Annotated in this window: 27 protein-coding genes and 2 pseudogenes; 13 read left to right on the top strand and 16 right to left on the bottom strand. The window is 32.2% G+C overall.

From position 1 onward, the window contains the following. Window positions 1-10 precede the first annotated feature (10 nt). From JFU23_RS02295 to JFU23_RS30400, 5 genes are all read left to right on the top strand, one after another. Window positions 11-700 (top strand): phosphopantothenoylcysteine decarboxylase domain-containing protein, encoded by a 690-nt coding sequence (locus tag JFU23_RS02295; protein ID WP_201031244.1) that lies wholly within the window; start codon window positions 11-13, stop codon window positions 698-700. 184 nt (window positions 701-884) lie between these two features. Further along, window positions 885-1,358 carry a tetratricopeptide repeat protein gene (locus JFU23_RS02290; RefSeq protein WP_002084932.1) on the top strand — a complete coding sequence of 158 codons (474 nt, stop codon included), beginning with the start codon at window positions 885-887 and terminating at the stop codon, window positions 1,356-1,358. A 12-nt stretch (window positions 1,359-1,370) separates the two neighbouring features. Beyond that, window positions 1,371-2,426: a hypothetical protein gene (locus JFU23_RS02285; protein ID WP_113709999.1), complete on the top strand. Its 1,056-nt coding sequence runs from the start codon at window positions 1,371-1,373 to the stop codon at window positions 2,424-2,426. A 218-nt stretch (window positions 2,427-2,644) separates the two neighbouring features. Continuing rightward, window positions 2,645-3,172 carry a ribonuclease FAU-1 family protein gene (locus tag JFU23_RS02280; RefSeq protein WP_002013419.1) on the top strand — a complete coding sequence of 176 codons (528 nt, stop codon included), beginning with the start codon at window positions 2,645-2,647 and terminating at the stop codon, window positions 3,170-3,172. A 141-nt stretch (window positions 3,173-3,313) separates the two neighbouring features. Then, window positions 3,314-3,406: a putative holin-like toxin gene (locus JFU23_RS30400; RefSeq protein ID WP_001289318.1), complete on the top strand. Its 93-nt coding sequence runs from the start codon at window positions 3,314-3,316 to the stop codon at window positions 3,404-3,406. Between the two features lie 228 nt (window positions 3,407-3,634). On the opposite strand, the gene JFU23_RS02275 is transcribed toward JFU23_RS30400, so the two are convergent. Next, entirely contained in the window at window positions 3,635-4,456 is an 822-nt protein-coding gene (locus JFU23_RS02275; RefSeq protein WP_000189680.1) for an HNH endonuclease, read from the bottom strand. 149 nt (window positions 4,457-4,605) lie between these two features. On the opposite strand from JFU23_RS02275, the gene JFU23_RS02270 reads away from it, so the two are divergent. Continuing rightward, window positions 4,606-5,691, top strand: a complete 1,086-nt coding sequence (locus tag JFU23_RS02270) for an AI-2E family transporter (RefSeq protein ID WP_000837889.1) — start codon at window positions 4,606-4,608, stop codon at window positions 5,689-5,691. Between the two features lie 343 nt (window positions 5,692-6,034). On the opposite strand, the gene JFU23_RS02265 is transcribed toward JFU23_RS02270, so the two are convergent. The 7 genes from JFU23_RS02265 to JFU23_RS02235 are packed head-to-tail and all read right to left on the bottom strand — an operon-like array spanning window position 6,035 to window position 7,192. After that, window positions 6,035-6,175 (bottom strand): YrzI family small protein, encoded by a 141-nt coding sequence (locus JFU23_RS02265; protein ID WP_002065956.1) that lies wholly within the window; start codon window positions 6,173-6,175, stop codon window positions 6,035-6,037. A 27-nt stretch (window positions 6,176-6,202) separates the two neighbouring features. Further along, window positions 6,203-6,343, bottom strand: coding sequence for a YrzI family small protein (locus JFU23_RS02260; protein WP_000672237.1), 141 nt, complete (start codon window positions 6,341-6,343; stop codon window positions 6,203-6,205). A gap of 25 nt (window positions 6,344-6,368) precedes the next feature. Next, window positions 6,369-6,512 carry a YrzI family small protein gene (locus JFU23_RS02255; protein WP_201031243.1) on the bottom strand — a complete coding sequence of 48 codons (144 nt, stop codon included), beginning with the start codon at window positions 6,510-6,512 and terminating at the stop codon, window positions 6,369-6,371. A gap of 26 nt (window positions 6,513-6,538) precedes the next feature. Next, a complete protein-coding gene (locus JFU23_RS02250) occupies window positions 6,539-6,682 on the bottom strand; it encodes a YrzI family small protein (RefSeq protein WP_061674118.1) in 144 nt (47 codons plus the stop codon). A gap of 26 nt (window positions 6,683-6,708) precedes the next feature. Next, entirely contained in the window at window positions 6,709-6,852 is a 144-nt protein-coding gene (locus JFU23_RS02245) for a YrzI family small protein (protein ID WP_201031242.1), read from the bottom strand. A gap of 28 nt (window positions 6,853-6,880) precedes the next feature. After that, the gene (locus JFU23_RS02240; protein ID WP_201031241.1) at window positions 6,881-7,024 is read right to left on the bottom strand and encodes a YrzI family small protein; all 144 of its coding nucleotides are present in this window, start codon (window positions 7,022-7,024) and stop codon (window positions 6,881-6,883) included. A 27-nt stretch (window positions 7,025-7,051) separates the two neighbouring features. Beyond that, on the bottom strand, window positions 7,052-7,192 hold the full coding sequence (locus JFU23_RS02235) for a YrzI family small protein (protein WP_201031240.1): 141 nt from the start codon (window positions 7,190-7,192) through the stop codon (window positions 7,052-7,054). 441 nt (window positions 7,193-7,633) lie between these two features. On the opposite strand from JFU23_RS02235, the gene JFU23_RS02230 reads away from it, so the two are divergent. The 6 genes and pseudogenes from JFU23_RS02230 to JFU23_RS02205 all read left to right on the top strand — a co-directional run. Beyond that, window positions 7,634-8,227, top strand: coding sequence for a DUF4825 domain-containing protein (locus JFU23_RS02230; protein WP_201031239.1), 594 nt, complete (start codon window positions 7,634-7,636; stop codon window positions 8,225-8,227). A 169-nt stretch (window positions 8,228-8,396) separates the two neighbouring features. Beyond that, complete coding sequence (locus tag JFU23_RS02225; RefSeq protein ID WP_000805181.1) at window positions 8,397-8,777, top strand: GntR family transcriptional regulator; 381 nt, start codon at window positions 8,397-8,399, stop codon at window positions 8,775-8,777. Continuing rightward, entirely contained in the window at window positions 8,774-9,646 is an 873-nt protein-coding gene (locus JFU23_RS02220) for an ATP-binding cassette domain-containing protein (RefSeq protein WP_201031238.1), read from the top strand. Before JFU23_RS02225 ends, JFU23_RS02220 begins: the two co-directional genes overlap by 4 nt. Further along, window positions 9,643-10,314, top strand: a complete 672-nt coding sequence (locus JFU23_RS02215) for a DUF4052 family protein (RefSeq protein ID WP_172805423.1) — start codon at window positions 9,643-9,645, stop codon at window positions 10,312-10,314. The genes JFU23_RS02220 and JFU23_RS02215 overlap by 4 nt, the downstream gene beginning before the upstream one ends. Window positions 10,315-10,346: 32 nt before the next feature. Next, window positions 10,347-10,826, top strand: a complete 480-nt coding sequence (locus JFU23_RS02210) for a CcdC family protein (RefSeq protein WP_201031237.1) — start codon at window positions 10,347-10,349, stop codon at window positions 10,824-10,826. A 119-nt stretch (window positions 10,827-10,945) separates the two neighbouring features. After that, window positions 10,946-11,449 (top strand): annotated as a pseudogene (locus tag JFU23_RS02205) (2'-5' RNA ligase family protein); the annotation flags it as partial. Between the two features lie 22 nt (window positions 11,450-11,471). Here the strand turns inward: JFU23_RS02205 and coaW are convergent. The 8 genes and pseudogenes from coaW to JFU23_RS02165 all read right to left on the bottom strand — a co-directional run bounded on the left by coaW (window position 11,472) and on the right by JFU23_RS02165 (window position 17,429). After that, entirely contained in the window at window positions 11,472-12,293 is an 822-nt protein-coding gene (coaW, locus tag JFU23_RS02200) for a type II pantothenate kinase (RefSeq protein WP_201031236.1), read from the bottom strand. Window positions 12,294-12,320: 27 nt separating this feature from the next. Further along, window positions 12,321-12,719: a 3-hydroxyacyl-ACP dehydratase FabZ family protein gene (locus JFU23_RS02195; RefSeq protein ID WP_001021821.1), complete on the bottom strand. Its 399-nt coding sequence runs from the start codon at window positions 12,717-12,719 to the stop codon at window positions 12,321-12,323. Between the two features lie 55 nt (window positions 12,720-12,774). Continuing rightward, on the bottom strand, window positions 12,775-13,974 hold the full coding sequence (locus tag JFU23_RS02190) for an LL-diaminopimelate aminotransferase (RefSeq protein WP_201031235.1): 1,200 nt from the start codon (window positions 13,972-13,974) through the stop codon (window positions 12,775-12,777). Window positions 13,975-14,150: 176 nt separating this feature from the next. Beyond that, window positions 14,151-14,519, bottom strand: a complete 369-nt coding sequence (locus JFU23_RS02185; RefSeq protein WP_002127817.1) for a hypothetical protein — start codon at window positions 14,517-14,519, stop codon at window positions 14,151-14,153. Window positions 14,520-14,698: 179 nt separating this feature from the next. Continuing rightward, on the bottom strand, window positions 14,699-15,001 hold the full coding sequence (locus JFU23_RS02180; RefSeq protein WP_078176542.1) for a hypothetical protein: 303 nt from the start codon (window positions 14,999-15,001) through the stop codon (window positions 14,699-14,701). 165 nt (window positions 15,002-15,166) lie between these two features. Next, window positions 15,167-16,369, bottom strand: coding sequence for an MFS transporter (locus JFU23_RS02175; protein WP_002032512.1), 1,203 nt, complete (start codon window positions 16,367-16,369; stop codon window positions 15,167-15,169). Window positions 16,370-16,674: 305 nt separating this feature from the next. Then, window positions 16,675-17,107, bottom strand: a pseudogene (exsC, locus tag JFU23_RS02170) (exosporium protein ExsC). A gap of 169 nt (window positions 17,108-17,276) precedes the next feature. Further along, entirely contained in the window at window positions 17,277-17,429 is a 153-nt protein-coding gene (locus tag JFU23_RS02165) for a YqbF domain-containing protein (RefSeq protein ID WP_078176551.1), read from the bottom strand. A 485-nt stretch (window positions 17,430-17,914) separates the two neighbouring features. On the opposite strand from JFU23_RS02165, the gene JFU23_RS02160 reads away from it, so the two are divergent. Continuing rightward, on the top strand, window positions 17,915-18,253 hold the full coding sequence (locus tag JFU23_RS02160) for a hypothetical protein (protein WP_201031234.1): 339 nt from the start codon (window positions 17,915-17,917) through the stop codon (window positions 18,251-18,253). Window positions 18,254-18,436 lie beyond the last annotated feature (183 nt).

The following is an 18,436-nucleotide window of genomic DNA, read 5'->3' as shown; positions in this document are numbered from 1 at the left end:
GATGGTTATTATGCAGGAGAAAAAAGTATTAATTACGAGCGGCGGCTGCCTAGAAAAATGGGATCAAGTACGTGGGCATACAAATTTAGCAAAAGGTACGATTGGAAGAATTATTGCAGAAGAGCTAATGAAAAAAGGAGCAAATGTTATATATTTGCATGGCTATTTTGCTGAGAAGCCAATGGATGTAAATAACCAATTAGAATTGCACCCATTTGAGGGGATTATTGATTTACAAGATAAGATGAAAAGTATTATTACACATGAAAAAGTAGATGCAGTTATTATGGCTGCTGCTGGCTCAGATTGGGTTGTCGAAAAGATTTGTGATCAAGATGGAAATGTTCTTAATATGAACGGAAAGATTTCAAGTGACATCGCTCCAATTATTCATTTTCAAAAAGCGCCAAAAGTATTAAAACAAATAAAGAGTTGGGATCCAGAAACGATACTCGTTGGCTTTAAACTTGAAAGTGACGTAAATGAAGCAGAACTTATTGAAAGAGCAAGTAAAAGAATGGAAGATGCAAAAGCAAGTGTAATGGTAGCAAACTCACCGCATTCTTTATATTCTCGCGGTGCTGTGCATCACGTTATTGGACAAGACGGTAATGTGAAGTTATGTAATGGGAAAGATGAAACTGCAAAAGAAATTGTCAATATGTTAGAGCATTTATGTAATCGTATCACTACTATGTAGATTTAAGCTTTTAGAAAGAGATGCAGTCGCATAGTATATAATGGAGTTAATATTAAATTAGTGGGGGAACGTATCCCTCACTAATTATTAAATTGAATCAAATCAATGAAATAGGCCATTAGCTGCTCGTAAATGTGTAATACATGATATATGCATAATGAACATTTTGTGAGGAGTGGATTGTATGGAACATTTATTAAAGCAAGCTATTAAACTTAGAAATGAAAAGAAATATGCGCAGTCTAGAGAGATACTTATAGGATTAACAAACTTTACGAGGGATGCAGAAGTACTATATCAATGCGCTTGGATACATGATGTAATGGGTCTTGAAACGGAGGCGGTTCCGTATTATGAACAGGCAATTGCGAACGGACTTGATGGTGAATCCCTTTGCGGTGCGTATATCGGTCTTGGCAGTACGTATCGTTGTATAGGGGAATATGATAAAGCGATTACTGTATTAGAAGCAGGGATAAAGAAGTTCCCGGAAAATGACGTGATGAAAGTGTTTTTATCATTAGCAAAATATAACGTAAACGAACATGAAGAAGCGATGAAATTACTGTTAGAGACAGTTGTGAAAGTAGATGAGATAAAAGAATTTGAACGTGCTATTTCATTTTATAAAGACCATTTAAATGAGGTTTTTGAATAGAGGAGAGAAGGAATGAATCCATCAATTTCACGAAGGAAAAAAGGCATTTGGATTGGACTCGTATCTTTAATTATGTTATCAAACTATTTATTGTATGCCCTGCCAATAGTGCCAGCTGCCCCGAAAGAAGTAGTCCTCGGTTCATTATTAGATTTTATGTTTGTAATTCCAGTCATCACATATTTCTTTATTATACGGAAAAGATATTCGTTAACGTATATGTTTCCTGTAGTTATAGCTGGATATGTATTCGCAAGATTTATAATTCCTAGTGATTATTTACAAGCCTTTTCATTTGTTTCGTATGTAATAGTTGCTGGAGAAATTGTGTTCGTATGTTTTGAACTGTTTCTTATATATAAAATTATAAGAGTACTTCCTAAAATAATAAAACGATATAAAGAATATAGAAGTGAGTATTCTTCATTTTCTTATGCGATTGATGCAGCATTTGATGCTAATATGAAGAGAAGTAAGACAGTAAATATCATTCTAACAGAGTGTAAATTACTCTATTATGCTTTTTTATCGTGGCGTGAAAAAGTATTAGAAAGTGAATCCACATACTCATATCATAAAAAGACCGGTGCAATAGGTGTTTATATCATGATTATTCATGCAACATTAATTGAAAGTATCGGTTTTCATTATTTACTTCATCAATGGAATCCAGTAATAGCTTGGGTTTTACTCATCTTAAACATATATGCGATGTTTTATTTTTTAGCTGAAATACAAGCGATGCGTAAAAATCCAATTATCGTTGCGGAAGAAAAAGTGATTATTCAAATTGGATTAGGAAAGAAAATCGTTATATCATTTACACAAATTGATAACATTGCGTTTTATAAAGGCGAACCTTTAAAGAAAGAAGAAGAGAAAGAGGTTCTTGACGCAACTGTTATGGAATTTATAAAGGAACCTCCAACTTTTGAAATAACGTTAAAAGAGCCAATTAAAGCGCAGTTGTTATATGGATTTTCTAAAACAGTAAGTCGTATTCACTTAAATGTAGACGATGAACGGAAATTTTATGATGTAGTTAAGGGAAAGTTAAAACATGAGTAAAGCTCCTAAATATCATCGTGCGTTTGGTGTATATGGAGTTTGTATTGAAAAAAATAAAAGACCATATATGAATTGTGGTTAATAAAATAGTAGTAGTTCATTAACTCCTTCCATTATAGAAGGAGTTTTTATGATGCGGAATACGGTATACTTTCTTAATCAGGAGCGTAAAGGATATAATTAAAAACGGACTATATGATAAAAGGGGTAACTAAAAAATGAATTGTTTACGTACATCAAGGATTGAAATTATAGAAAGAAAAATACGTTATGATTCTACAACTGTAGATCACGTTTGTTTATTAGTAGAAGCACAACCGAAGAGAATCGTACTATTTCATGAGGTACAGTATCCTTTTACTATGACAGCAAACGAAATAAAATTAACTATTCCTAAAGGTAGTTATACAACCGCATATTATTGGGAAGATCGTCCGTATAACCTATACATATGGAGAGATGATGCTGGGCATTATTTAGGGTCATATTTTAATATCATAAAAAACACACATGTAGGAAATGAGTTAGTAACATTTGAAGATTTAATCATTGATATTATGGTTCTTCCTAATGGTGAGTATTTCATATTAGATGAAGTCGAATTACCTGAGTCATTAGATCAATTTGAAAATGGTTATGTGAAAGAAGCTCTTAACGTATTAACGGATACAATTCATGTCTTCTTACCTCAAATGATTTTAGAAACGGAGACTATATTTAAACAGAAAGAGATTTTTTCTACATGAAAAATAAAAACACTCGCAGCTTACTAGCTTGCGGGTTTTCGTCGTAAACTATTAGAAAATATGATAAAATTAAGAGGTAACTTATGGTACGGTTGGTTGTTCAATTATCACTTCTCCAAAGTAGGAGGGGGGTGATAATAAGTGAGTGAAATTGCGTTGTTATTGCAAGGTGGACTGTTTCTCATTGCATTGTTAACGTTTATTGTCGTCTTAATTGACAAGCTCAAAAAATAACAACCCACCTATGCCTATAGAATGTGGGTTGTTGTGTTTGTACGAAACAAATAGGATAAATGAACAATCCAATCTGCTAAGTTACGTGGACTAGTGTGTAGCCGCACACTAGTCTTTTTTATTTATATACAGGTTTTAATTGTTTTATGTGATTGTATTGTTCTTTTCACACTCATTATAACACAGTGTCTTTTCATGAAGAAAGGAGACCGTATGTTCCTATATGGATTAAATAGAACGTGTAGTTTCTTTAAATAGCCCATCCATATACTGTTTTAAACTTTCCACAAAAAATCCTTTTTTGTCTACATTATTTACGCCGACAATTGGTGATGGAAGATTGTATCTTTTTTCTGATAAATGAACAACAACATCAAAAATATCAAATAGGCGAATGAAGCAGAATAGACCGTCTTTATCACTAAGTAAAATAAAGTAATGGTTTTCGCTCGTTGTATTTAATGTATTCCATAAAGAGCTTTTGCTTAAGTCACGAACGATACTCTTTTCCTTTAATTCCATGAAATCGGCATTTAATAGAATGGTAGAAATATCAATCGCATCTGGATCGTCAAAGTAGCCATCAATTGTTTGTACAGCAAAAGTATAAGCCATTTTTAATACACTCATTTTATATTTACGGTTATCTAAAAGCAATTCACGTTGAATAGAACTAGCTACTTTTGTTACGCGCTCTTCTTTCCAAATTTCATTATGTAATGAAATATCGTGCTTTTTACATAGTTTCATAATTAATGCATTGGAATAAAGTATCTCATCACTTACTTCGACTACATCTGTCTCAGCGGCTGCTAGCTCCTCACCATGTTCATTCGTATAGAGAGGGGAGTCGATTTGTTTTTTCATTTGCTCAATCTTATATTGACTTAATTTATGTCTAATTAAAGGACGGTCAATATTTGTTGTCATATGTTCATGACAGGAATCACAAATTGAGTTTATGAAATAATATCCACATAATATCTCTGGAATGACATATTGTTCACTAAGTTCTTTCGTATCTTTTCTGCAAATGATGCATTGTGTCATATTTATCACCTTTACCTGCAAATTTGTCTGTAATCTCATTGTAGTGTATTTAATGGGATTTTGGAATATTGTAAAGGAAAATATTATGTGAAATCTAAGTTTAATTTGGTACAATGAAGAGAAGTGCTAGTTTAAAGGAGGACGTTTTTTTGAAATCGAAAGTGCACTTTTGGACATTAGAAGTGCTGATGGTTGTAGGAATTATATTTATTTGCACAAAAATATCGTTTCTATTTCAACCGATTGGTATCTTCATATCAACATTATTTTTCCCAATTTTAATCGCGTTATTTTTATACTTCATATTTAACCCATTGTTAGTCTTTTTGGAGAATAAAAAAGTACCTAGAGGTTTAGCGATCTTACTACTGTACCTTTTTATCATTACATTAACTGGAGTTGCTATTGGAGTAGTTGTTCCAACCATCTCACAACAGTTAATGGATTTAGTGAAAAATATGCCGACTTACATAAAAGAGGGAAAAGTATACATACAAGATCTATCCCATCATAGATTATTTGAATGGCTATCTACACAAAACTACGTTTCCATTGAGACAATTGAGAAAAATGCAATTGAATACTTAAAGGAAATACCAAACACACTTACGTCGAGTGCAACGGCTTTATTTGGTATTATCACGAACGTGGCGTTAGTTATCTTTACAGTACCGTTCATTTTATTTTATATGTTTAAAGATGGACATGCATTTCCAGGAAAAGCTGTTAGTGTATTACCAGAGTCTTACCGTGAAGAAGGACTTCGTATCATAAAGGAAACGAACGAAACATTATCTGCATATATTCAAGGTCAAGCGCTCGTTTGTATGTTTATTGGTGCCTTTACATTTACTGGTTATTTAATCATCGGTTTACCGTATGCTTTCGTTTTAGGAATTATCGCAGCATTTACAAATATAATTCCGAACTTAGGTCCATTTATCGGAGCAGCACCAGCTGTCATTATAGGTCTGTTCGTATCTCCGATGCAAGCTCTGTACGTAATTATTATAGTAACAATCGTACAACAGTTTGAAAGTAACATCATTTCACCGCGTATTATGAGTTCAAAATTAAATATCCATCCGTTGACAATTATCATCCTTATTTTAGGGGTAGGTAATTTCGCGGGAATTATCGGGATGATTTTAGCAGTACCAGCTTACGCGGTAACAAAAACAGTTGTTTCGAACTTAGTGAGATTGTTTAAGACGAAACGAAGTAAACGGAAATAGAATATGTTGAGAAAGATACACCGCTTAATAAAAAGGGGTGTATCTTTTATTTTTTAGTGTATGAAATACTTATTATTGTATATTTTTTACACATCAAATCAGGCGGTGGATTTTTGTTAAATAAACTTTATCCCGCTATTTGTGGGCAGTAAAACTCCCACTTCAAAATTCAGGTGAAGAAAAAAGAAGTTAGGTGGGAGATCAACTGCGCGTAAACCCCCACTGATTAAAGTTTCACTTTATAAACTATGTGGAATCCCTCTGAACTATCCAAATCATTTCTTTACACCGCGTTATTAACATCATAATCGACTCCTTTCATTTCTAATATAAGTTCAAACAATTATAGGTGAGTGTAGTACTTGCTTCTACGATCACGAATTTCATCTATAATCTTTTTATACTGTTCCTCTTGTTTTACTTCATTTGCAGATATAGTTTCTTTTTGAATCGTAATGGTTAAAAAGAAAAGGTGAAACTTCATACATGAATTCCTCCTTTCGAATAGGAATTACAGGTGACTACAATAATGACTTTGTCGTTCTTTTACGTTGTACATAGCCTGCTCAATTTGTCGGTCATGAAGCATATCAGACTCAGACAGTTTGTTTTTTTGAATGGTAATTGTTAAAAATAATACTCTGAATTTCATTGGATATTACCCCTTTATAATTTATTTAGTAAAGACGATTGTAATAAGAGGACTGACGCTCTTTCACATCATCCATAATATTTTTAATTTGTTGTTCACGAGAAATTTTATCTCTTGAAAGTTTACGCTTTTGAATGGTAATCGTTAAAAAGAAAGCTTTAAATTTCATTAGGATATTACCCCTTTATAATGTATTTAGTAAAGACGATTGTAATAAGAGGACTGGTGCTCTTTCACATCATCCATAATGTTTTTAATTTGTTGTTCACGAGAAATTTCATCTTTTGAAAGTTTGCGTTTTTGAATGGTAATCGTTAAAAAGAAAGCTTTAAATTTCATTAGGATATTACCCCTTTATAATTTATTTAGTAAAGGCGATTGTAATAAGAGGACTGACGCTCTTTTACTTCGTCCATAATAATTTTAATTTGTTTTTCACGTAAGATTTCAGCTTTTGAAGATTTACGTTTTTGAATGGTGATAGTTAAAAAGAAAGCTTTGAATTTCATTAGGAAATTGCCCCTTTAAAAAATATTTTTAATACATTTGTGTATAATACGAACTTTTAATGTCCGTTATTTTATCCATAGTTTGTTTTAATTGTTGTTTACGAAAGATTTCAGCTCCAGATAAAGTTTTTTTCTGAAGTGCTGTCGTAAAAAAGAAAATATGAAAAGTCATAGACGAATTCCTCCTTTCGAAAAGGAATTACAGGTGATCGCAATAAAGCACTTGGCGCTCCTTAACATCATTCATAGCTTTTGTAATTTGCTCATTATGAAGAATTTCAGCTTTGGAAAATGTATTTCTTTGAATCGTAATACTTAAAAACAATACGCTAATTGTCATCGAATGTTGCTCCTTTCTTTAAAAAATAATGTATGAGACTAAAAAATCGCACGAAAAAGCCACAGGAAGATATCGTTCTCCTATGGCTGGGCGTGAAAAAGCCACAGGAAAGTATACGACCTCCTGTGGCGAATTTATGAATTAAAAGAAATAAAGTACGATTTTTAATTCTCCATTAGGGTGGTCGAATTCATATTTAATTGTCCGAAAAACATAGATGCAGTTAACGCTAAAGTTAAAGCATGTAATTGTAATTTCATCATTTCCTTCGACCTCCTTTTAGAATATTTTTCTTACGTTAGTAATTATATACAATTAATGGATAATTGTAAACATAAAAATTGAAAATTTTTAATTTTGATTAAAATGCGTATATTTAAAAGGGCTTTTTAAAGGATACATTGTATGGATTGGATAATAAATAGAACGTGGGGGTGTCTAATGAAGTATATGAATAGAATAGCAGGTGTTATGCTAACAATTTTATTAGTTGTTACTGCTTGTTCTAATGGGGAGCAAATAAAAGAAATATCACATATTGAACCTGGGGCTTTTAAAAAATATATGGGGACATACGTTGGAAATAATTCCGATGTGTTTGCGATTGTTAAAAACTTACCTGGTGGTGAAACAGTTCAAAGTATAAATTTGAAAAATGAGAAGATCGCGGTGAAATACGGTGAGAAAAAGAACGGTAACTTAACAGAAGATATCATTGAGACGTATTGGTTTGACGAAAAGGATACGATGAAAAAGAACTTTCTCTTTAATGCTATTTATCTTGCAGTTTTAGTACCGAATGCGAAAGGGTATGAGCTTCAGATTGAAAATCAAAGTTTTGCATTAAAAAGAGAAGAACTTTTACCCATACTGTATAAAGAATTTAATGATTTGCCAAAGGATGATCTTATATGGAATAAGGGAATCGTAATGAATTTCTTTTACGGTAATCAAGAAAAAATAGAAAAGCTAGTTAATAATAAAGATTTTCGAAAGCAATTTTTTAATGAACATCCTGTGCGGGAATCTAAGTGATATGGAGGAAGATGTGGTTATTTTACGATTGAAAATACGGACATTTTTTAAAGGGAGTCATTCAGTATCGAATGATTCTTTTTTTGATGAAAATTATGGAAAAAAATATAACGTTGTGCTATGGTTAATTACATAAGTAATGAACCTATGAACCTAAGGTGGTGAAATCGTGAAACCTACTCTAGAACAAAATAAGTTAATATACATACAAATTGCAGAAACAATTGAATCTGATATTTTAAAAGACATATTACTTGAAGAAGAACAAGTTCCGTCGACAAATCAATTTGCGAAGATGTTACAAATTAATCCGGCTACAGCTGCAAAAGGAGTAAATCTACTAGTAGATGAGGGGATTTTATATAAAAAGAGAGGGATCGGGATGTTTGTTACAAAGGGAGCAAAAGAAGTTGTACTAAAAAAAAGACAGCATGTTTTTATGACTGAGTATTTACCTAAAGTGTGGGAAGAAGCAAAAGTACTAGAAATATCAAAAGACGAATTGATGGACATGATACACAAAATTACGAAGGAGGGGAAAGAGGGATGATTGCACTTGAAACGAAAAACTTGTCTAAAAAATATAAAAAGAAATTAGCTGTTAACGAAGTAACTATTTCATTGGAAGAGCATAAAATATATGGTTTGCTTGGAAGAAACGGAGCGGGGAAAACGACATTATTAAACATACTTGCTGGTCAAATTATTTCAAGTAGTGGAAGCGTAGCTGTATTTGGTGAAAATGTTTTTGAAAATAGTAAAGCGATGCAAAATATTTGTATCGTAAAGGTGAAAGAAAACATTAATTTAAGTAGTAAGGTAAAAGATGTTTTTTATTTGTGTAACATGTTTTATGAAAATTGGGATCAAGAATATGCTGAGGAACTTATTAAAAAATTTCAATTGAATGCAAAAGAAAAATATTATGATTTATCCCATGGTATGCAAACAATTGTTGGTATTATTAAAGGTTTAGCTAGTAGAGCACCAATTACTATTTTTGATGAGCCGACTACCGGTTTAGATGCAGCACATCGAGAGTTGTTTTACGAATTACTATTGGAAGATTATAGTGAATATCCACGAACAATCATCTTATCAACACATTTAGTTGAGGAAGTGTCCCATGTTATAGAAAATGTAATCATATTAAAAGAAGGATCATTAGCTGTTCAATCCTTTGTGGAAGATTTTTTAGAAAAAGGACACATAATATCAGGACATAAAGATAAAGTGACAAATTTTTTAATGGGGAAAAATGTTGTAAAGCAAGAGTTGTATGGGAATAAAGAGATTTCTGTGATATGGGAAGATCTTTCTGCTAGAGATTATGAGCTGTTAGAAACTGAAGGGTTAGAAATAGACAGAGTAACACTGCAAAAACTATTTATTTATCTAACAGATAATGAGGTGAAATGAAAATGCTTTTAAAACAATTAAAGTTACATATGAAATTTCATTATAAGGCTGTTCTTATCTTTTGGTGTGTGGCATTACTTATAAAATGGACAACAACTGCAACTGATATAAAGGGACTAAAGGTAGCATTTTTACATGACATCTTCAATAATTCATCTATTGCAATTGCAATATTTATTGTGGCAAGTGTTTTTCTTGTTCAAGATGACATATTTCGTACAGTTGTCTCATTTGGCGTTACTAGATTACAATTCTTTATTGGTTCAGTATGTTTTATCATATTACAATCAGTAATTTTTTCATTTCTTCAGGTTTTGCTTTTACAAGGTACATTTTATGAAACGAAACATATAAATTTAGGAGCACATACAATCGAACAATTCTTTGCACAGTTCGTGTTCTATCTTTTATTAGCTAGCTTATTTCAATTAACAACTATTTTTCAGAAAAGATTTAATTGGATAGGCTTTGCTTTTAGTGTGATTTTTTTCTTGGGGTTGACGAGTACAATTTATGGTAAGGTAGGTTTGAAAGAATTGGTATTTATTGATAGTAAATCGTTACTTGATATACCTAATTTTATATCAATTTCGATAGTGCTTATTTTAATATACTTTATAATTGGCGCTCTATTTATTCGTAAAGTTTCTTTTGAGGATACGATTTAAGCACAATTACTTGAAGAGAGAAGGAAGACTGTATGGGAGATACTTCTTCACTAATAACCGTCTTTTTATGCGTAGCACTGCTAATTTTTTGGCGCCGTTATCGTTCTATGTATAAGCCGATAAAGGGAACGGGAAAACGTATTTTGTGTCCATTACTATTTTTAACACCGGGCATTTTATTGTTTTTTGGTCCAGTACATCCAGCTATAGTACAAGTGACTATAGCAGCATCCATTGGGGTGATTTTCGCAATCCCACTTATATTTCTAACAAACTATGAGCGAAGAGAAGACAGAAACATTTATACGAAAAAAAGTGCTGCCTTTTTAATTACTTTTATCGGAATTGTTATTTTAAGATATGGTTCAAGACAATATATTGTTGACTTAGATCAGCAAACAATAGGTTTATTATTTTACGTAGTTGCAGTATCGTATATTATTCCGTGGAGAATTGCTTGTTATATAAAGTTTAGGAAAGTTTGGCGAGAAAATAATAACCATGCTATATGAAAACTTCTCAAATGAGAAGTTTTTTATTTTTATATGCAAGCAAAATAATTTGTTGAGGTTCACGCTACCATACAATATGATAAATATAAAAAAATTGAGGGGAAGTAGGGGATATAAAAGTGCGTACAATTCTACTGTTTTTACATAATATGCCCATAGATGAAATAGAGAGTATGAGAGAAAAGCATGATCCTTTATTTGAATTAATTTCTCCTCATATAACAATTGTATTCCCGTTTGAAAGTTCCATTTCAAATGATGAGCTGGAATTACATATTTTGAAAGTGGCGAAAGGGGTTCATCCGATTGAAATTGAGTTTGCTAACCGGATAAGTAGCAAGGGAGAGTATCTATTTTTGGAAGTTGAAAGAGGGAAAGAAAAAATAGAAGAATTGCACGATAGATTGTATACAGGTCCTTTACTACAATTTTTTAGAACGGATATTCCATACATACCACATGTAACAGTTGGGAGAAAAGATAGCGCGGGATTAGCGGCTGAAATAGCGAAGGATATTCCTAGTTTTCATGAGAAGTTAAATTGTGTAATTGATAAAATTAGTGTGGAACGAATTGGTGAGAATGGAGAATCAATTATTGAATTTGAAGTACCATTGCAAAAAAAGCTGACAAAAGTCAGCTTTTTTATTTCATACCATGAAGTAAAGTACCAATCGCACCACTATAACCGCCGTCTTGTAAAAAGACAGGTATTTTGTTTTGATATTCTGTATAGCTACTTATAATATTTTGAAGATGTACGTTATTACATAGAGTAGAACCGATGTAAATGATATGGTCAATGTTTTTTGCTTCGGCGAATTGAAGACTTAATGCTGTGACGACTTCACCGACAAGTCCTTGAACGGTAGCTAGTATATCTGAATTACTATAATTTGAGTCTGTAATGGTCGCTTTTCCGAAATTGCTAGCAGTTAAGTTATTATCAAGAGGGGAGAGAATCCCACCATAAATATCTCCAACTGTAATATCTAGACTGTTTCTTGAACCAATTTTCGTAAGCGGAATCACGTCTTCAAAATGATCTATATTTGTTAATAGTTTTGAAAGACCCATAATAGTACCACCGCCAACTCCAGTTCCACCAGCACGAACATATTGATTGTCGTGAACATAGTGAATGGAAGTACCTGTACCGATATTTGTTAATACAAAGTTGTTTATAGCACGTTTTTCTTCTTTTAGTATGTATCGTACTCCTGCTAAAGTAGCTTCAAACTCGTTTAATTCTACTATTTTATATGAACTTGAAAGGAGTTGTTCTAACTGTGTAGCTTTACCACCTGTAATGCATAATTGTGTAATTGAATTATTATTATGAAGGCATTCTTTAATTCTTTCTTGTTCATATGAATAAAATTTTTCGAAAACTAATTTGTTCATTTCGTTAAAGTAAGCAATTTTTGTTAATGTTCCCCCAGCATCAATACCAACAACATTCCGCATTTCCCTACCCCTTACTATGTAATCTGTTTAATCAGCTTGATATATTAATAGCTTTTCAATGGTAACGATTGATTGACCGTTTACAGAGGCAATTCCTTTCCCAAGAACAAAACCTCGTCTGTTACGTGTTAATTCATAATGTAAGTCAAGTTTATCACCGGGATACGCATTTTCATGAAATTCCACCCCATCTAAAGAGGAGAGGAAACCAAGTCCTTCAGATTCACCTGTACTTACAAAAGCACTAAGTTGAGCGAGTGCTTCTACAATTAGCATATGAGGCATATAGTTTTGATTTTTATTAATAAACCACTCGTTATTTGTAATCAGTTTGTATCCTGTAGCCGATTGAGATTCTTTAACGTTTGTAATTTTATCAATCATTAAAAATGGATAGCGATGGGGAAGAGTATCTTTAATATTCATATCGTACCTCCAGGAATAATAATACCCCTGCTAAAGTTAAGCAGGGGAGTTATTATTAATTCTTAACTAATTCTTCTATATTTTCAATAGAGAAAATACCGCTGTTTTTAATGTTTTCAACTACTTCTTGTAATACTACTTTATCTTGAACAAGTGCAATACGTACAAAACCTTCGCCATGAGGACCAAATGCATGGCCTGGTGTGACAACGACATTTGCACGATCCATAAGTGCATAAGCGAACTCTAGCGAAGTCCATCCTTTCGGAATTTCAGCCCAAACGAACATACTTCCAGCTGGTTTATCGACATTCCAACCGAATTTGCGGAATCCGTCCACTAAAGTATCTCTACGTTCTTGGTAAATTCCACGGTTTTTTTCGCAAAATGCAGCGCCGTGTCGTAATGCAGCGGATGCAGCTTTTTGAATTGGTAAAAACACACCGTAATCTGTATTAGACTTAAATTGCGTAAGCGCGCCGACAATTTCTTCGTTACCAATCATATAACCAATACGGCTACCAGCTAAACTATAACTTTTAGATAAAGAATTAATTTCAACGCCAACTTCTTTTGCACCAGGTACAGATAAGAAGCTAATTGGCTTTTGACCATCAAAATAAAATTCAGCATAAGCAAAATCATGGACAACGATAATATTATGTTTTTTCGCGAATGCGATTACATCTTTAAAGAAATCTTCATGTGCCATTGCTGGAACTGGATTTCCTGGGAAGTTCAAAATCATCATCTTTGCTTTATTGGCGATTTCTTCAGGGATAACTTCTAAGTTAGGTAAGAAATCATTTTCTTTTTTTAATGGCATGTAGTAAGATGTTGCACCGGCCATTTGAATTCCTGTTTCATAAGCTGTATATCCTGGATCAGGAACTAGTATTATATCTCCCGGATTTGCAAAAACCATAGGTAAATGAACGAGTCCGTCTTGTGAACCCATTAATAATAAAACTTCTTTTTCAGCATTTAATATAACATTATGAGTGTTGTTGTAATATTCAGTTACAGCTTCGTGAAATTCTTGAATACCAGATAACGTATATCCGTAACTTTCTTTTGCACTTGCTGTATGTACCATTTCTTCTCTCACAAAATCAGCAGGAGGCATATCAGGATTCCCGATACTTAAATCGATCATTTTATGACCTGCTGCAATTTTCTCTTTTTTATAGGCCCCTAATTCACTAAATATAGAAGATTGGAATGCTTTCATTCTAGTTGCTAAAGTGTAAGTCATCAAAACCCCTCCTAAAAACAGTGTTTTCTGTCTGTATTTTTAATTATTCTGAAAACATATGTTTACATTTTATCATTTTTTTATGAAAATTAAAACGATTGACAAATTTAGAGGGAGGATAATAAGGGGAAATATAAAAATAACGTAGAAAATATTTTCTACGTTATAAATGAAGATTAATTGTTTGTTTTTTTATATGTACATGTGTTTTCAGTTGTAAAAAAGTATACATTTAATTCATTATCGACAACTTTTAAAGATTGATCCGATGTAAACGAGTTACCATAATCAATACGATACACGTTAGAATTTTTAACAAACGATCCTTTAAATAAATCCTCTTTTTTATTTGTTGTTTGCATTTCCACTAAATTGTGAACAACCTTTTCTTTCTTTTCTTCTTTCACAACTGTTTCAAATTTATAATATACAGGGCATTCACCTTTTTTATTATCAATGACTTCCCAAGAGCCGTATATATCATTATTGCTACATCCACTAAGTAGAACGATTAATATAGGGAAAATAAATAGAAACTTTTTCATTGTGTACTCCTTTCTTATTCGTTTTTATAAACGTGCGAATACGATAGGAATATTGTAAAAAATAAAGTTTAAATTTTCATAAAGAATTTTTAAATTTCACATAAAAATTTGGAGAAAGGTGAGATTTTTAAAATGAAAAGGCATGAATCTAGTGTAATGCTAGATTCATGCCTAGTACTCTATCTTATGTTATGTCTTTTGAGGATAAATGAAGCGGAAAGAAGAATGACAATTCCATTTACAATATATACATTTAAAATAACGAAGACTAGGTTAGCTACTCCCAAACCACCTTTATCGAATATAGATGTGAGTGCTGTAGTAGTCAAAAAGATAATGGGAGTTAACAATAAAAATAGGAAACCTGCAACAATCCTTCTTTTAAAGTTATTTTGAGATAAGGAAATGGCTAAAAAATTAAGGACGCCAAACATGACCAATGAAAAAAGAAGGATAATTAATAATTGGATGCCATAAGACATTTCCACAGCTCCTTTTTGAAAAATCTATAATTTATTTTATTCGAAAGTAGTAGGGGATACTCCTTTAAATATTTGAACTACATAAAGAAAATAGATTTTAATCCCTGAAATTCAAAAAGAATGGACCCAGTAAAATACGGGATCCATTCTTAAGAAGTATTAGTTTTATATATTCGCAGATTGTGACGTTTGTTTTTTAAATTGTTTCTGCTTAGATAAGGAAATAAAAATAATCAACAACGAAATAACTCCGAAGATGAGAACCATATATTGTAACCCAATCGTATCTAAGAAGAAGCCAGTTCCAAGTAAGACAATTTGGAACATAACTCTTTCAAACATATTACGGAATGAGAAGAGACGTCCGTGATAGCTTTTTTCGACTTTCGTTTGGAAAATTGTCGACATAATAGGGAAGAAGCAGCCTACACTAAATCCAAACAAACCAAATGAGGCAAGTGCCATCCATTTAATATCGCTAAAGAACAACGAAAGGTGTGCAAAAGCGGTACAAATTGCGAAGAAGTATAGTAACTTTTCAGGTTTGAAATGATCAGATAAACGTTTAATAACGAAGGCACCTAACATAAATGCTACACCTTCAATTGTATATATGAATCCTTTAATCGTTGGGTCATGTTGCATTTCGCTAATGTTAATAACCATTAAATTGAATCCAGCTATAAATAATAGAGGGATAATACTTAATATAAGTGCTGTAAAAGCAATAGGAATTCCTTTTAATATACGAAATACTTCCATAAAACTATTATCCTTAGCTGATTGTTTACTTGATGTAGCGGATTTTTTATCTTCAAATTGTAGGAAGAAAGTTGAGAGGAATAATAAAGCGTATGCTGCCATTGAGAAGGCATACATATACTGTAAACTCATTACAACTAAAAGAATGCCACCTAGTGAAGTACCTGCAATACGAGCGATTGTACCGATATTCATATGTACACCGTTCATTTGTAATAGCTCATGTTCATTAACGATGAGTGGAATTACAGATTGTAATGCAGGGAAATAAAATGCCGCGGAAATTTGAAGTGCAATCATAAATGCAATCATGAAAGCGATACTTTCATATTGAATAGCGAAAAACATGAAAATAACACTAATAACACGACCAAATCCAGCGTAAAGAAGAACTTTCTTTTTTTCATATTGATCAATGACACGCCCAGCCATTGGACCGACTAGAACACCAGCTAACAGTCCGATAAATAATATAACGGATTTCATAAAATCAGAAGGGACGTATTTTTGCATAAATTCAAGATTACCAAGAATACCAAGCCATAACCCTAGACCAGCAATAAACTCCCCAATTAATACGATCCAAACATTTTTATTACGCCACATAATTTAAACCTCTCAGTCTTTTAAAATTAACAACTCGTATATAAAACCTCCTAATTTATTCATTATTTTTTAACGCGCTATTTTTAGAGTCAGAGTCTATATTACGTGTTTCATTAGTGAATTTCAATCTTTTTGATTTGTTGAAAATTTGATTAATTATATGATGAAATAAGTAATTCAAAATGTGAAAAACTCTTGATTAAATACAAATTGAAAATAAAGAAAAACATAGAGAAAATAAAAAAGTGAGAACGTAGTTACTACGTCTCACTTTTCTCAAATGCAACATCAAACAATAGATTCCTTTAGCAACACTTATGATCTTGTCCAATAGCTAAACCACTAAAAGATAGAGGGCCAACAACGTCTGCACTTGCAGCATTTGTTAGATTTTCCACAGTTAATGAATATTCGTGAGTCCCGCAGCTTACATCTTTATCAATAGCTTGAAATGTTTGAGCGTAGAATTGCTCTGAATCTGTAGATTCAATACCTACTTGAGCGTTGAAGATTTCTGTATTATCACGGAAAATTCTAAATAATATTTGTGCTATGTCAGTTATACCTTTAACCCCAACTGTAGCAAAATTCTACTCGATTATCACGTGAATCTTTTCTTGAAATTTTCAATTTAATATTTGCTAGAATTGCTTTGTTTGGGGAATGGGGAATTACAAAAGTTGTTTCACCCGTTTTATTTATTGGTTGAGTAGCTTGGTAATCAATGATATGAGTCATATTTGTTACCTCCTCATATACTAAAATATGAAAGTAACGATAAATTAGCTTAGACATATACTAGAAGATGTTAATAGAATTGAGAATAAAGTTGAATATGGGGCGATAATATAAAAGCATCAAGAAAGAGTCACAATACTGTGAGTTGTTTCTCGATGCTGTTTGTACATTAGGCAGAGTATTCCTCTTTACGTACTTCGAAGAATTCATTCCGTCGTAAGTAATTAAAAATTTTCTCTGAAACCTCTTTTTCTTCGGATATTAAGAAACGATGATCAAAAGCATAGAAAGATTGACCTTTAATTAGTTTTACGTAGTATATTTTACACGCCTCCTTTAAATTAGGATTCTTAAATACTTTATATTATGATGACCTATCTGGTTGTTAATAATACTTAAAGTTTCAAAGGGGAGAAGTATAAATTCAAAAAAACATTGAAATAGCTTACAAATCTGTAATGTTTTTGTCACCTTTGCCGATAGTTAAAATTAACCAGTATCTTCTATACTACAAATAGGTTCCATAAAACAAGGGGGTAGAAAGATGGAGGAAGTAATTGGAGAAGTTGTAGCAGGGATTTGTGAATTTGTAGTTGAAGTTACGGTGGATGTTTTAGGAGATTTAGTTTCCGGAAATGATGAAGAGAAAGAAACATTATAAAATTTGTAAAAAGGTTTAAAGATAAACAATGTGTAAAAGCTGATTTCTAAAGGGAAGTCAGCTTTTATATTTTTTACATTATATTAATAATATCTAAATATTAACCTGTTACGATATTAATGAAATCAATAAAGGAGCTGACCGATATGAATATGCCGAATTCTAGATGTGGTGTACCTGATTCTAATACGATTGTAGCGAATATAAATGAAAAAGAATATCACTTTATAGTTCGTATACATCCACTTGCAGGAAAGATGATAGCACTATTTGAAAATGGGAAAGAATATGGCTTGCTTGATAAGGAAATCGCTAGTAGGGATAAATTTATTAGGTCAGAGCTTACTAAGTTGAAGCATTTCAACATAGATATTCTTTATGATAGTCCTGGGTGGATATGGATTGGCATGGACCAATATGGATTGCATGCAAGAGAGGCTACTAATAGCGAAGTAGAAGTTATTGTGAAGTTACAGGGGGATTAGACGTGTAAGAAGATCCTCAAATATAAGAGATACTTTGTGTGGGTGTGGGATAATTCCCCATAACCTTTTTTGTTTTGTGCTTAAAAATAAAAGAGTTAAATTTTTTTGATAGAAGGTCTCTAATACAAGAGACGAGACTAAACTAAAAGAGGATTTGAAATTATATAAAGAGAACTTATAAAT

It is taken from the genome of Bacillus sp. TH50 (assembly GCF_016650565.1).
Lineage (GTDB): Bacteria > Bacillota > Bacilli > Bacillales > Bacillaceae_G > Bacillus_A > Bacillus_A mycoides.
This window is presented reverse-complemented; position numbering and strand designations above follow the sequence as displayed.